The 12,939-nt window shown below is 75.1% G+C and carries 9 protein-coding genes and 4 pseudogenes; 7 read left to right on the plus strand and 6 right to left on the minus strand.

Annotated features, from left to right (window positions below):
• Window positions 1-77: 77 nt before the first annotated feature.
• From ENC19_RS23180 to ENC19_RS23190, 3 genes and pseudogenes are all read right to left on the minus strand, one after another.
• A pseudogene (locus ENC19_RS23180) lies at window positions 78-1,870 on the minus strand (DNA polymerase Y family protein).
• Window positions 1,863-2,587: pseudogene (locus ENC19_RS23185) on the minus strand (hypothetical protein). The pseudogenes ENC19_RS23180 and ENC19_RS23185 overlap by 8 nt, the downstream one beginning before the upstream one ends.
• 129 nt (window positions 2,588-2,716) lie before the next feature.
• Window positions 2,717-3,166, minus strand: coding sequence for an SAV_6107 family HEPN domain-containing protein (locus ENC19_RS23190; protein WP_164449204.1), 450 nt, complete (start codon window positions 3,164-3,166; stop codon window positions 2,717-2,719).
• Window positions 3,167-3,612: 446 nt separating this feature from the next.
• Between ENC19_RS23190 and ENC19_RS23195 the strand changes: the two genes are divergently transcribed.
• The 6 genes and pseudogenes from ENC19_RS23195 to ENC19_RS23220 all read left to right on the plus strand — a co-directional run bounded on the left by ENC19_RS23195 (window position 3,613) and on the right by ENC19_RS23220 (window position 8,977).
• Window positions 3,613-4,101 carry a YbaK/EbsC family protein gene (locus ENC19_RS23195; protein WP_164449205.1) on the plus strand — a complete coding sequence of 163 codons (489 nt, stop codon included), beginning with the start codon at window positions 3,613-3,615 and terminating at the stop codon, window positions 4,099-4,101.
• Window positions 4,102-4,177: 76 nt separating this feature from the next.
• Window positions 4,178-4,920 (plus strand): annotated as a pseudogene (locus ENC19_RS23200) (monooxygenase).
• The gene (locus tag ENC19_RS23205; protein WP_164449206.1) at window positions 4,917-5,510 is read left to right on the plus strand and encodes a GNAT family N-acetyltransferase; all 594 of its coding nucleotides are present in this window, start codon (window positions 4,917-4,919) and stop codon (window positions 5,508-5,510) included. The pseudogene ENC19_RS23200 and the gene ENC19_RS23205 overlap by 4 nt, the downstream one beginning before the upstream one ends.
• A complete protein-coding gene (locus tag ENC19_RS23210) occupies window positions 5,507-6,346 on the plus strand; it encodes a carotenoid biosynthesis protein (RefSeq protein WP_164449207.1) in 840 nt (279 codons plus the stop codon). Before ENC19_RS23205 ends, ENC19_RS23210 begins: the two co-directional genes overlap by 4 nt.
• Window positions 6,343-7,471 (plus strand): annotated as a pseudogene (locus tag ENC19_RS23215) (glycosyltransferase). The gene ENC19_RS23210 and the pseudogene ENC19_RS23215 overlap by 4 nt, the downstream one beginning before the upstream one ends.
• An 18-nt stretch (window positions 7,472-7,489) precedes the next feature.
• Window positions 7,490-8,977: a phytoene desaturase family protein gene (locus tag ENC19_RS23220; RefSeq protein WP_164449208.1), complete on the plus strand. Its 1,488-nt coding sequence runs from the start codon at window positions 7,490-7,492 to the stop codon at window positions 8,975-8,977.
• Window position 8,978: 1 nt separating this feature from the next.
• On the opposite strand, the gene ENC19_RS23225 is transcribed toward ENC19_RS23220, so the two are convergent.
• Window positions 8,979-9,668, minus strand: a complete 690-nt coding sequence (locus tag ENC19_RS23225) for a CDP-alcohol phosphatidyltransferase family protein (RefSeq protein ID WP_164449209.1) — start codon at window positions 9,666-9,668, stop codon at window positions 8,979-8,981.
• 43 nt (window positions 9,669-9,711) lie between these two features.
• Window positions 9,712-10,629, minus strand: a complete 918-nt coding sequence (gene metF, locus ENC19_RS23230) for a methylenetetrahydrofolate reductase [NAD(P)H] (protein ID WP_164449210.1) — start codon at window positions 10,627-10,629, stop codon at window positions 9,712-9,714.
• Window positions 10,630-11,247: 618 nt separating this feature from the next.
• Between metF and ENC19_RS23235 the strand changes: the two genes are divergently transcribed.
• A complete protein-coding gene (locus ENC19_RS23235) occupies window positions 11,248-12,330 on the plus strand; it encodes a polyprenyl synthetase family protein (RefSeq protein WP_164449211.1) in 1,083 nt (360 codons plus the stop codon).
• A gap of 100 nt (window positions 12,331-12,430) precedes the next feature.
• Here the strand turns inward: ENC19_RS23235 and ENC19_RS23240 are convergent, their stop codons facing one another.
• Entirely contained in the window at window positions 12,431-12,814 is a 384-nt protein-coding gene (locus ENC19_RS23240) for an Rv2175c family DNA-binding protein (RefSeq protein ID WP_164449212.1), read from the minus strand.
• Between the last annotated feature and the right edge of the window lie 125 nt (window positions 12,815-12,939).

Below are 12,939 nucleotides of genomic sequence, written 5' to 3' on the forward strand. Positions count from 1 at the left end.
AGGACGCCGTATCTCGTGCCCTCGATCCGCCCGGATGCCCCCACATGCCGCAACTGGTGAAGCCCGTCGGCCCGACGTCAGTCATAGATCGCCTCCACCAGCCACTGGCCGGACTCGACGGCGAGCAGCAGGGCGCTGCCGTCGGCGAGGCGGACCTGGAACCGGGCTCGGCGGCGGGCCTCGGCCGGCGCCCACCACCGCTCGTCGACCGGCCACGGACCGGCCCAACCGACGATCTCGGCCGACGCGACCGTCCCACCACGAAGGGCGGTGGCCGAAGCGGCGGTGGAGGTGGCGGAACCCGGGGCGGGAGTGGGGCCGGTGGCCTGCGGTGACACCGAGCCGATGCTCAGCCGGGCCGGTGGCGCGCTGACTGCCAGCCGGGCGCTCACCACCACCGGCGCGCCGGTGGCGTCGAGCACGCTCGCGGCGAGCGGGACGGGCAGCACCACGGCCGGCGAGGGTGGCGGCAGTCGCCCCGGCCAGGACGGTACGGCCGGCCCGGGACTCACCCGCCGCCGACCGGGACGGGCCACTCCGCCGCCGGAGTACCGGCCCGCCACCGGAGCCGGCCGACCCACCGGAGGCGGCGGGTTCGACGTCCGGACCGGGCCAGGAGCGCTCGGCGGGTACGGGCGGCGGCGGACCGGGGCGGCCGGGCCGGCGCTCGTCACCCCAGGGCACCAGCCGGGTCTGGTCGGCCGGGGATCGCCCGCCACCGAGCACCGCGGTGACCACCGCCTCGGGACCGAGCAGGCCCTGCACCCGACTCAGCGCGCGGTGCGCCCGCTCGCGTTCCGCGCCGGTCTCCCCACAGCCCGGGTTGCAGGCCGGCCTGGGCCAGCACCCCGTCCGGCAGCAGCCGCAGTCGGATGATTCCGGCGGTGGGACGGGCCGGCCGGTCACCGCCGCGCCGGGCACCGGAGAGCCAACCGTCCAGTTGCCAGCGGACCCGGTCGGCGATCGCCGCCGCGGTGAGCAGCCCGTCGTGCCGCCAGACCCGGTGCAGTTCCTGGCCGTGTGCGGTGACCGCCTCGATGCCCAGGCGGGTGCAGGCCAATCCGTGCCCGGCGAGCCGTTCGTGCAGTTGCTCGGCCAGCGTCCGGGCCGCGAACGCCGCCACGTCGATCCGGTCGATCGGCTCGTCCAGGTCGGCGGTGACCGTCAGATCGACCGGCGGACGCCGGACCGCGAGCGGTCGGTCGTCCCGTCCGGCGGCCAGCCGCTGGGCCAGCGCCCCGTCGAACCCGAATCGGGCCAGTACGTCGCCGGCGGGCAGCGCGGCGAAGTCGCCCAGCGTGCGCACCCCCAGCCGGCGCAGCAGGTCGGCCAGGGCAGGGCGGCCGAGCGCCTCGACGGGCTGACCGGCCAGGAACTCCGATGTCCCGCCGGGCGGGACGATCCGCCCCTCGCGGGCGGCCAGTCCGGCGGCGAAGACCCCGGCGGCGACACCGATCTGGCTCTCCACCGCACAACTGAGGGCGACGTGCTCGACGATCCGCTCAGCAGCCGCCTCCTCACCACCCAGATAGCGGCTCGGGCCCCGGGCGGCCAGCGCGCAGGCCCCCGGACGGATCACCTCGACCCCGACCGCCACCTCCTCGACCGCGGCCACCACCGGCTCGAACGCCCGCGCGTCCCGCCCCGGATCGTGGTCGACGACGGTGAGCCCGGAGCAGCGTCCCTGCGCCTCCCGCCGACGCAGCCCTCGGCGTACCCCTTCGGCGCGGGCCTGCTCGGAACAGGCGATCACCCGGTTGGCGTGCAGCACCGCAACCGGCCCGGTGGCGGGCACCCCGTCGACGATCTCGGCGGCGAGTACCGGCCAGTCCGGGCACCACAGCAGCAGTGTCCGGACCGGTTCACCCACGGCCCGCCACCACCCGCAGGCGCGTGGCACCCGGTCGGGCGACGGTGGCCGGACCGGGGATGACCCGGGTCAGCTCGTCACCGGGCAGCCAGACCTTGACCTCTCGGGGCCGGGCGGCGGCACCCCGCCCGCGAGCCGAGATGGTCACCTCCCGGCGGCGCAACCGTCCCCGCCCCGGCCCGAGTCCCTGCCAGATCCCCCGGACCACCTGGAGCGTCACGTCCGCGCCGTCCCACCGGCCGTACGGCACCAGCACGCTGCCGCGTTGCCGGGCCCGCGCGGCCAACCGGTCGGCGACGGAGGCGGGGACGGTGGACGGGACCGCGGTGACCACCACGTCGACCCCGTCGATGAGCGCGGCGACGACGGTGGGCCACTCCGGACCGGGCTGCGGCACCGGGGCCAGCCGGTCCAGGACGATGCCGGCCTCGGCCGCCGCCCCGGCCCCGAAGGTCGGCATCCCGACCACGGCACACCAGGATCCGGCGCGGGACGCCTCGGCGAGCAGCGCGAGCAACAACGAGGTGGTGCCGCCGGGTCGGGCCTGTCCACCGCCGACCGCGACGGTGCTGCCGCGCCGCAGCCCCGGTTGGGCAGCAACCCGGTCAGCTCGGGCCGCACGGGCAGCACCCGGTGCCCACCCGCCGGGTCGGGTGCGCTGGCCGGGCGGACCAGCCCGGCCAGCGCGGCGGAACCGACCACCATGCGGCCCGCCATCGGACCTCCCCCGTCGTCGCCACGGACATCCGGCCCGTGGATGGTGCTGTCGTGGATCAGAAGAACGCGCGTGTGGTGGGGCGGCGTCCGGCCACCCTGGGTCCCGCCGAGGCGGCCGGACGCCGCGGCTCAGGCGACGAGACCGTCGATCGCCGGCTGGTGCGCCAGGCCGAGTGCCGCCTCCACCACGGTCACGAACTCCTCGGCGGCGCGGAGCAGGTCGTCGGCCTCTCGGGCGGTCACCACCCGGGGTATGCCGGCCTCGGCGGCGGCCCGTTTGCCGGCACCGAGGGCGAAGTAGCCGGCCCATTCGTCGAGCTCGGGGGCGACGTTGGCGAGCAGGACCCAGACGCTGGTGATCCGGTGGCGTCGGGTGGGTGCGGGACGGGCGCGGGCGGCGAGCACCGCCGCGGCGGCGCGCAGGGCCGCGAGATGGGCGGCGGCGTACCGGAGGCCGTCGGGGCCGGTCCGGGCGGCCTCGGCGAGCCCCTGCCGGGCCACCGCGAGCAACTGGACGGGAGTACGGTGCGGCAGCACGTTCGCGGGCACCGTCGGTGCCTGAGCCGGACTGGTCGGCATGGTCTCCTCCAGATGAGCCGGGGCGGGCAGGTGCACGACGGGTCGGATCCGTCGACGCGGTAGCCCGCGGCGGTCGGTGCGGAGGAAGACGCACCAGGTGGGTGGCCGGCCGGGTGCGGAGCTTCCCCACACCACACCCGGCCGGCGTACCGGCGGGTCCGTCGTCCGCCGCCCGGGGGTCGGTGGGCGGCGGACGACGGTCCTGCCTGACGGGCCCGGACTCGCGACTGCCCGGGGCCAGGTGCGGTCCGCGGCACCGCACCTGTCGGAGGCCGGTGCCGCGAAACACCCGCCCCCGAGAGGGTTGGAACGAACGTTCGAGGCAATCGAACACTCGTTCTAACTACTGCTGACACTACACCCTCCCCCCGACGAAAACGCAACGCACGACGCACCCCAACTTGGCCGGTGGCGCGGGCGCACCGCGTACCGGGAAGAATGGCGGCATGCAGTCACACCCGAACGTCCGGGCGGTGCAGGGCGCTCTCGACGCCGCGAACGCCCGGAACGGCTCCGACGCGCCCGCCACGGTCCGCCTGCTGCCCGACGCCGTGCACACCGCCGCGGCCGCCGCCGAGGCGCTCGGCGTCGACGTCGGCGCCATCGCCAACTCGCTCGTCTTCGACGCCGACGGCACCCCGCTGCTGGTGCTCACCTCCGGCGCGCACCGGGTGGACACCGCCGCGCTGGCCACCCGGCTCGCCGTCACCCGGCTGCGCCGGGCCACCCCACAGTTCGTCAAGGAACACACCGGACAGGTGATCGGCGGGGTCGCCCCGGTGGGTCACCCGCAGCCGCTGCGCACGCTCGTCGACACCGCCCTGGACAAGTACGACGAGATCTGGGCCGCCGGCGGCGTACCGCAGGCGGTCTTCCCCACCACGTACGCCGAACTGCTCCGGGTCACCGGCGGGACCCCGACCGACGTGGCGTGAACGAGCGAAGCGAGCGAACCATCAGGCACAGCACAGTGGTGCCTCGCGCCGGCGGCGAGCGCGGCGAGGTGGCGGCGTGAGGCACCCGGAGAGCGTCCCCGAGCTGGTCACCCTGCACGTGTGGCGGATCGCGCCGACCGCCGTGGGCCGGGCGCTGACCCGGATGGCGGTCGACCCGCGCCGGCTGCGGGCCCTGCCCGGCGTACGGTTCGGCAAGCTGCTCGGCACCGGGACCGGCACCGGCTTCGGACCCGGCGACGCGGACCTGACCCGCTGGGCGGCGTTGACGGTCTGGGACTCCCCGCCGCGGCCGCCCGGTTCGCCGACTCGCCGGTGGCGCGGGCCTGGTCCGGTCTCGCCCGCGCGGGCGTCCGGCTCGACCTGCGGCCACTGACCAGTCGGGGTGAATGGTCCGGCCGGCGGCCGTTCGGTGAGCCCGCCGGCGGCCGGGTCACCGGCCCGGTGCTGGCGCTGACCCGGGCCCGGCTGCGCCCGACCCGGGCCCTCACGTTCTGGCGGGCGGTCCCGCCGGTGGCCGCGGCCCTGCACGCCGCGCCGGGGCTGCTGGCCCGCTTCGGCGTCGGCGAGGCGCCGCTGGGCTGGCAGGGCACGGTGAGCGTGTGGCGTGACGCGGCGGATCTCGTGGCGTTCGCGTACCGTCACCCGGAGCACCGGGCCGCGATCACCCGGACGGAGACCCAGCGGTGGTACGCGGAGGAACTCTTCGCCCGATTCGAGGTGCGGGACGTGGTCGGCGACCGGACGGTACTGGGGTGGGTCACCGACGACGGTGACCCGGCGAAGGGTGAACGGGCATGAGGTTGGTGCGGTGGACGCCGGACGATCTCCTCCGGCGGCTGGACGACGTGGTGGCCGTCTACGGCGAGGCGATGGGTTACCGCGCCGACCTGCTGGAGGCCCGCCGCGGCTACATCGCCACCCACGTACGTCGACCCGGCTTCCGCGCCGTGGCCAGCCTCACCAGCTCCGGTCACCTGGCCGGATTCGGGTACGGCTACGTCGGCGCAGCCGGTCAGTGGTGGCACGACCAGGTCTGGCGGGCACTGGACCAGCCCACCCGGCGGCGCTGGCTGGCCGACTGCTTCGAGGTGGTCGAGCTGCACGTGCGGCCAGCGGCCCAGGGGCACGGGCTGGGCGCCGGGCAACTGCGCGCCCTGCTCACCATGACCGAGAACGCCACCACCCTGCTGTCCACTCCGGAGGCCGACGAACAGACCTCGCGCGCCTGGCGGCTGTACCGCCGGTTCGGTTTCGTCGACGTGCTGCGCGACTTCCGTTTCCCCGGCGACGAGCGCCCGTTCGGGGTACTCGGGCGGGATCTGCCGCTGCCCGTGCCGGGATCGACACCACCGCCGTCGGTGCCGACCCCACCACCGGTCCGCTCATGACCGCACGCTCGTCGGCCCGCGGCTACGCCTGGACGCTGTTGGCCCTGCTGGTACTGGCGCAGATCTGCTACCCGCTGACCGGCGGGGTCACCCGGGCCCGGCTGACCGTGGCCACGGTCGTGCTCGGCTACCTGCTCTCGGTGGGGCACGCCCTGGCCACCCGGGGGCCACGGACGGCGGTGGCGCTGGTCGCGGTGGCCACCGGCGGCGGGTTCGCCATCGAGGCGCTCGGCGTGGCCACCGGCTTCCCGTTCGGCAGCTACGACTACTCCGGCCAGCTCGGCCCGAAGCTGGCCGGCGTACCGCTGATCATCCCGCTGGCCTGGACCTGGATGGCCTGGCCGGCCTGGTTGGCGGCCACCCGGCTCACCGGCGGGTCGACCGGTCGGTGGCGTTGGCCGGGCCGGATCGCGTTGGCCACCGTCGGGTTGGCCGCCTGGGACCTCTTCCTCGATCCGCAGATGGTGGCCGAGGGGCACTGGGTGTGGCGGGACGCCACGCCGGCCCTGCCCGGGCTGCCCGGCATCCCGATCAGCAACTACCTGGGCTGGCTGCTGTTCGCGGTGCTGATGATGACCGCGCTGCGTCCGCTCGCCGGGCCCACCGTGGCCACCACCGACGCCGGCGACCATCCGATGTACGCGCTCTACCTGTGGACGTACGGCTCCAGTGTGCTCGCCCACGCCGTCTTCCTCGACCTGCCCGCCTCGGCGGTGTGGGGTGCGGTCGGCATGGCGGTGGTCGCCGTACCGCTGGCCGTCACCCTGCTGCGGGCCCGACGGACCCACGACCGGGACACCGGTTCGCCACGCTCCCCGGTCGACGTGGCGGCATGACCGTCGCGCTGGTCCTGTTGCTCGGCGTCACCGTGCTGACCGCGCACACCGTGGTCAACGCCGGCCGTTGGCTGCGCCGGCCGGCCGACCGGCCGGTGGAGGTCACCGAGCCGGTGGCGGTGCTGCTGCCGCTACGCGACGAGGCCGACCGGGTGACCCCGTGCCTGCGTGCCCTGCTCGCCCAGCGGGGAGTGCCCGGGCTGCGTGTCGTGGTGCTCGACGACGGCTCGGGCGACGGCACCGCCGAGGTGGTCCGCGCGGTCGTCGCCGACGACCCCCGGGTCACCCTGCTGACCGGGGTGAACCCCCCGCCGGGCTGGCTGGGCAAGCCGCACGCCTGCTGGCAGCTGGCCACCCGGGTCGAGGAGCCGGTCACCGCACTGGTCTTCGTGGACGCCGACGTGGTGCTCGAACCGTACGCCGTGGCGGTGGCGGTCACCGAACTGCGCGCCGCCGGGGCGACGCTGCTGTCGCCGTACCCACGGATCGTGGTGCGGACGATGGCCGACCGGCTGGTGCAGCCGCTGTTGCAGTGGCTGTGGCTGACCTTCCTGCCGCTGCGGGCGATGGAGCGTTCGCCACGGCCGTCGCTGGCCGCGGCCGGCGGACAGTTCCTGGTCGTGGACCGGGCCGGTTACCTGCGGGCCGGTGGGCACGCGGCAGTCGCCGACCGGGTGCTGGAGGACATCGAGCTGGCCCGGGCGGTGAAGCGGGCCGGCGGCCGGATCGCCCTCGCCGACGGTTCCCGGCTGGCCAGCTGCCGGATGTACGAGGACTGGCCGCAGCTGCGCGACGGCTACACCAAGTCGCTGTGGGCCTCGTTCGGGCATCCGGGTGCCGCGGCCGTGGTGCTGACCGTGGTGCTGGCGCTCTACACCGCACCACCGCTGGTGGCCGGCGCGGCGCTGCTCGCCGGTGCGCCGACGGTGGCCGGGATCGCCGTCGGCGCGTACCTGGCGGAGGGTGGCCGGGCGGGTGGTCAGCGCCCGGGCCACCGGCGGCCGTGCCTGGCCCGACGCGCTGGGCCATCCCGTGTCGGTCGCGGTCCTCGGTTGGCTGACCCTGCGGTCGTACCATCTGCGCAAGCGGCGACGTCTGTCCTGGCGTGGCCGTCCGGTCGGATAGGGCCCGGGAGGACGCGGCATGGCGCGGATCGTGGTGATCGGTGCCGGGGTGGGTGGGTTGGCCACCGCGGCTCGGCTGGCCGTCACCGGGCACCAGGTGACCGTTCTCGAACGCGCCGAGGAGGTGGGCGGCAAACTCGGCCGGCACCGCCGGGACACCCCCGAGGGCGCGTTCCACTTCGACACCGGCCCCAGCCTGCTGACCCTGCCCGAGGTCTTCCAGGAGCTGTTCGAGGCGACCGGGGCGAAACTCGACGAGTATCTCGACCTGATGCCGCTGGACCCGATCGTGCGGCACGTCTTTCCCGGTGGCGGCCCGGTGCTCGACTCCTGCGCCGACCCGGCCGAGTTCACCGCGCGGATCGGCGCGGCCCTCGGCGACCGGGCCGCCGCCGACTGGCAGCGGTTGTGGCGGCGCGCCGCCCAGGTGTGGCGGGCCTCGGAACGCGACATCCTGCGCCGCCGCGTCGACTCGCCCCGCGACCTGGCCCGGCTCGCCTGGCGGTTGGGCGACCTGGCCGCGATCCGACCCGGCCAGAGCCTGCGCGGGCTGGGTCGCACCCTGATCTCCGACCCGCGACTGCGGATGCTGCTGGACCGGTACGCCACCTACACCGGTGCCGACCCGCGCCGGGCACCCGCGGCACTGGTCGCGGTCCCCTACGCCGAGCTGGCCTTCGGCGGCTGGTATCTGCGCGGCGGCCTGGGCACCCTCGCCGACGCGCTGCTGTCCCGCTGCCTGGACCTGGGGGTGGTGGTGCGCACCGGCACCACGGTCACCCGGATCGACGCGGTGGGCGGTCGGGTGCACGGGGTACGCGTCGCCGGTTCGACCACCCCGATCCCGGCCGACGTGGTGGTGGCCAACGTCGACGCGCTCAACGTCTACCGTGACCTGCTGCCCGACGCGCGCCGGCTGGCCGGGCTCACCGACCGCAGCCTGGCCGGATTCGTGCTGCTGCTCGGCGTACGCGGCGACTCCGGGCTGGCCCACCACAACGTCTTCTTCCCCACCGACTACGACGCCGAGTTCGACGCGGTCTTCGGTGACCCGGGACGGGGGGTACGGGCCCGCCCGGCCGTCGACCCGACGGTCTTCGTCACCGTGGCGAACGATCCGGCGGTCCGTCCGGCCGGGCACGAGGCGTGGTTCGTGCTGGTCAACGCCGCCCGTCAGGGCACCGCGTCGGGGGCGATCGACTGGCGCCGGCCGGGGCTGGCCCAGGCGTACGCCGACCGGATCCTGGACGCGCTGGCCGAACGCGGCGTGGACGTACGCGACCGGCTGGTGTTCCGCGACGTGCGTACCCCCGCCGATCTGGCCACCGCCACCGGCGCACCGGGCGGCACCATCTACGGCACCGCCGGTGGCCTGCTCCGGCCGGCGAACCGGGGACCGGCCCGAGGCCTGTGGCTGGTCGGCGGCTCCAGCCATCCCGGCGGTGGCCTGCCGATGGTGACCCTGTCCGCGCAGATCGTCGCCGACGCGATCGGCCCCGCCTGGTAGCTCAGCCGGCGTCGATGAGTGCCCGGCGCACGGCGGAGAGCAGCTGTCCCAGCCCGAAGGCCGCGAGCAGCACCCACACCGCGGTCGCCATCGTGATGGTGCCCGCGGCCAGGTCCACCTCGACCAGCCCGCTCAGGCCGGCCAGCAGCAGCCCCGCCACGGCCACGCAGACCCGGGTGGGCCGTTCCCCGACGGTGACCGCGCCGATCTCCCGCATGCCGGCGGCGACCGCGCGGGCCCGGACGTACTCGTGCAGCCAGGAGAGCGCACCGCCTGCGGCGACCAACGCTCCCGGCGCGCCGACCAGCCAGAACGCCACCAGCCACGCGGCCTCGCCGATCCGGTCGGCGAGCGAGTCGTAGACGTAGCCGAGCCGGGTGGTGCGGCCGGTGGCCACGGCGACCGCACCGTCGACGCTGTCGGCCACCGAGGCGAGCAGCACGAACAGCGCCCCCAGGAACGGCCCGTCGCCGGGCCGGACCGCGAGCAGTGGTACGCAGAGGCAGAGCAGCACCCCGACCACCGTGACCGCGGTCGGGCCGACCCGTAGCCGGCCCAGCAGGAACCCCACGTGGTAGGAGAAGCGCAGCCAGCCACGCACCACCGGAGTGGCGGCCCGGGGATCGAACCCGCCGTGCAGCCGGGCCCACGCCGTGGCGTACTCGTTCCAGTTCAGCTGTCTGCCCACCACGGTTCAACCGTCGCGACAGCGCCGAGGTGTCGCGCGCCGGGTGTCACGTCGCGGCGCCCACCCGCAGGTTCTGCCAGATCTCCCGGGTCGCGGTGGACCGGTTGAAGGTGATGAAGTGGATCCCCGGGACTCCCTCGTCGAGTAGCCGGCGACACATCTCGCTGGTCTGCTCGATGCCGAGCCGGCGGACCGCCTCCGGATCGTCGGCGACCCGCTCGAACCGCGCGGCGAGCGCCGGCGGGAAGGGCGCCCCGGACAGCTGCACGGAACGCTCGATGGTGCCGATCCGGGTCACCGGCATCACCCCGGCCAGGATCGGGGTGTCACAGCCGGCGGCGGCCACCCGGTCACGCAGCCGAAGGTATTCGTCGGCGTCGAAGAACATCTGGGTGATCGCGAAGTCCGCGCCGGCCCGGCACTTACGGATGAAGTAGTCGGTGTCGGTGTCGACGTCCGGCGAGCGCGGATGCCGGTAGGGGAAGGCGGCGACGCCGACGCTGAAGTCGCCGGAGTGCCGGACCAGGCGGACGAGATCCTCGGCGTAGTGCACACCGTCGGGGTGCGGGATCCATTCGCCGGTGGGGTCGCCCGGCGGGTCGCCGCGAACCACCAGCACGTTGCGCACCCCGACGCCGGCCAGCCGGCCGATCACGTGCCGCAACTCGGCGACGGAGTGGTTGACCGCGGTCAGGTGGGCCATCGGCAGCAGGGTGGTCTCGGTGGCGATCCGTTCGGTGACCGCGACCGTGGTGTCCCGGGTGGAGCCGCCGGCACCGTAGGTGATCGAGACGAAGGAGGGGCGCAACGGCTCCAGCTCGCGGATGGCCTGCCACAACTGTCGCTCGCCCTGCTCCGTCTTCGGGGGCATGAACTCGAAGGAGAAGGTCGGCTGGCAGTCGCGGACCAGCTCCCCGATCGCCGGTTGCGAATTCGGGAGGACGGAGGGAAGACCGAGCGCCACGCACCGACTGTAGCGGGCCGGACCGAACACTCCTACCGGCTTCCCAGCGGTGGAGACGGCGGCTGCGCGTGGGCGCGGGCGTCCCCGTGTGGCCGGCGCGGAAACTGTCGCACCGCCGGACTACCCTTCCGACCTGCGCGGGGTGTGGTCGAGAGCCCACCCGGGGGCCGCGCGGGGGTCAGCAGCAGACAGTGCGTACCGGCACCGCCCCGATCGGGTGGGGTCGGGCCGTCGCCCCGCCGACCCGCCGGAGGATCAATGTCCCCGCCCCCGCTCACCCCTGCTCGGCCCGCCCTCGGCCCGCTGGTGGCCCGGTCACGGCGCGCCCGAGGGTGGAGCCAGTCCCGGCTCGCCGCCGAACTCTGCGCCGCCGCCGGAGTGTGCACGCTCAGCCGGCACGAGATCTCCCGCTGGGGCGAGGGTGCGCGTGCCGGGACGCTTCTGGCGCGGCTGGCTGGTCCGGATCCTCGCGGTGCCGGGGGCGCACCCGGGCCCGGCGGGTCGCCACGCCCGGCACGGCGCAGCCCCGGACCGGCCGGGCCGCGACCAGCGACGAACACGACGCGCCGGAGGACGGGTGGGTCGTCGCGGTGCACCTCGACCCACTAGCGTCGGGACGTGACCCATGCTGCTCCCGTCTCTCCCGTCGACCGTGCCAGCCTGCGCCAGCGGGTCGACAAGGCGCTGTCGGACTTCCTCGCCGGGCGTCGCGCCTGGATGACCGACGTCGACGACGCCCTGGTGCCGGTCGCCGAAGCGATCGAGGCGTTCGTGCTGGGTGGCGGCAAGCGGCTGCGACCGGCCTTCGCCTACTGGGGCTACCGGGGTGCCGGTGGGGTGGACACCGACCCGGTGGTGACCGCCCTCGCCGCGCTCGAGTTCGTGCAGGCCAGCGCACTGATCCACGACGACCTGATGGACCGCTCGGACACCCGACGCGGTGAGCCCGCCGTGCACCGGCGGTTCGCCACCCGGCACCGCCACGCCGGCTGGGGCGGCGACCCGGACGGCTTCGGTGACGCCGCGGCGATCCTGCTCGGCGACCTGTGCCTGGTCTGGTCCGACGAACTGCTGCACTCCGCCGGGCTCGACCCCCGGACGGTGGCCCGGGCCCGGCCGGACTTCGACGAGATGCGCACCGAGGTCACCATCGGGCAGTACCTCGACGTGCTGACCCAGGCCACCGGCGACACCTCGCTGGAACGGGCCGGCAAGGTGGCCAGGTACAAGTCGGCCAAGTACACCGTGGAACGGCCACTGCTGATCGGCGCGGCGCTGGCCGACGCCCCCGCCGACGTACGCATCGCCTACTCGGCGTACGGCCTGCCCTTGGGTGAGGCTTTTCAGCTGCGCGACGACGTGCTGGGTGTCTTCGGTGACCCGGCGCAGACTGGCAAACCGGCCGGCGACGACCTGCGCGAGGGCAAGCGGACCTACCTGGTGGCGGCGGCCCTGGAGGTGGCCGACGACGCCGGCCGCACGCTGCTGCTCGGTGGCCTCGGCGACGAGGACCTGGACGCCACCGGGGTGGCCCGGCTGCGGGAACTGATCGTCGACACCGGCGCGCTGGCCCGTACCGAGCAGCGCATCGTCACGCTCACCGACGCGGCGCTCGCCGCGCTCACCGCCGTCGACCTGGACACCGAGGCCCGGCAGGCCCTGGTGGACCTGGCCATCGCCGCCACCCGCCGCGCCGACTGACCCACCCGGGGTGGCTCAGCTCCCGAGCCCGCAGCCCGCAGCCCGCAGCCCGCAGCCTGCAGCCCAGCCCGCAGCCCGCAGGAGCCTGGCGGCCGGTGAGTCAGAAGCCCAGGGCCTGAGCCCGGCGCTTGACCTCACGGGCCTGGTCACCACCGAGGGCGGTCGCGGGGGTGCCACCGGCCAACGTGCCGTCGGGCTCGTAGAGCCAGCGCAGCGCGGCCTCGTCGTCGTAACCGGCGTCGGCCAGCAGGGTGAGCACACCCGGCAGGTGTTTGAGCACGGTCCGGTTCGCCACCAGGTCGGCCGGGATTTGGCGGACACCGTCACGGCGCACCGCGATCAGTTCCCGGTCCCGGATCATCTGGTGCACCTTGCTGATCGACAGGTCGAGCCGCTCGGCGACGTCCGGCAGGGTCAGCCAGCCCGCCGCGTCGGCGGGACCGGCCAGGGGCACGCCGCCCTCGGCGGGTACGGATTCGGTCACGCGCACCACCCTGCCACGCCACCCCCCGTACCCGGTCAACGACCTCCCGGCGACCACCCTGAGCTGGGGCAACCATCACCCTGTGCGCGCGTCGGACCCGCTAGGGGGTGGCTGCCGGTAGCATC

Source organism: Verrucosispora sioxanthis, from assembly GCF_010560025.1.
In the GTDB taxonomy this organism is placed as follows: domain Bacteria; phylum Actinomycetota; class Actinomycetes; order Mycobacteriales; family Micromonosporaceae; genus Micromonospora; species Micromonospora palythoicola.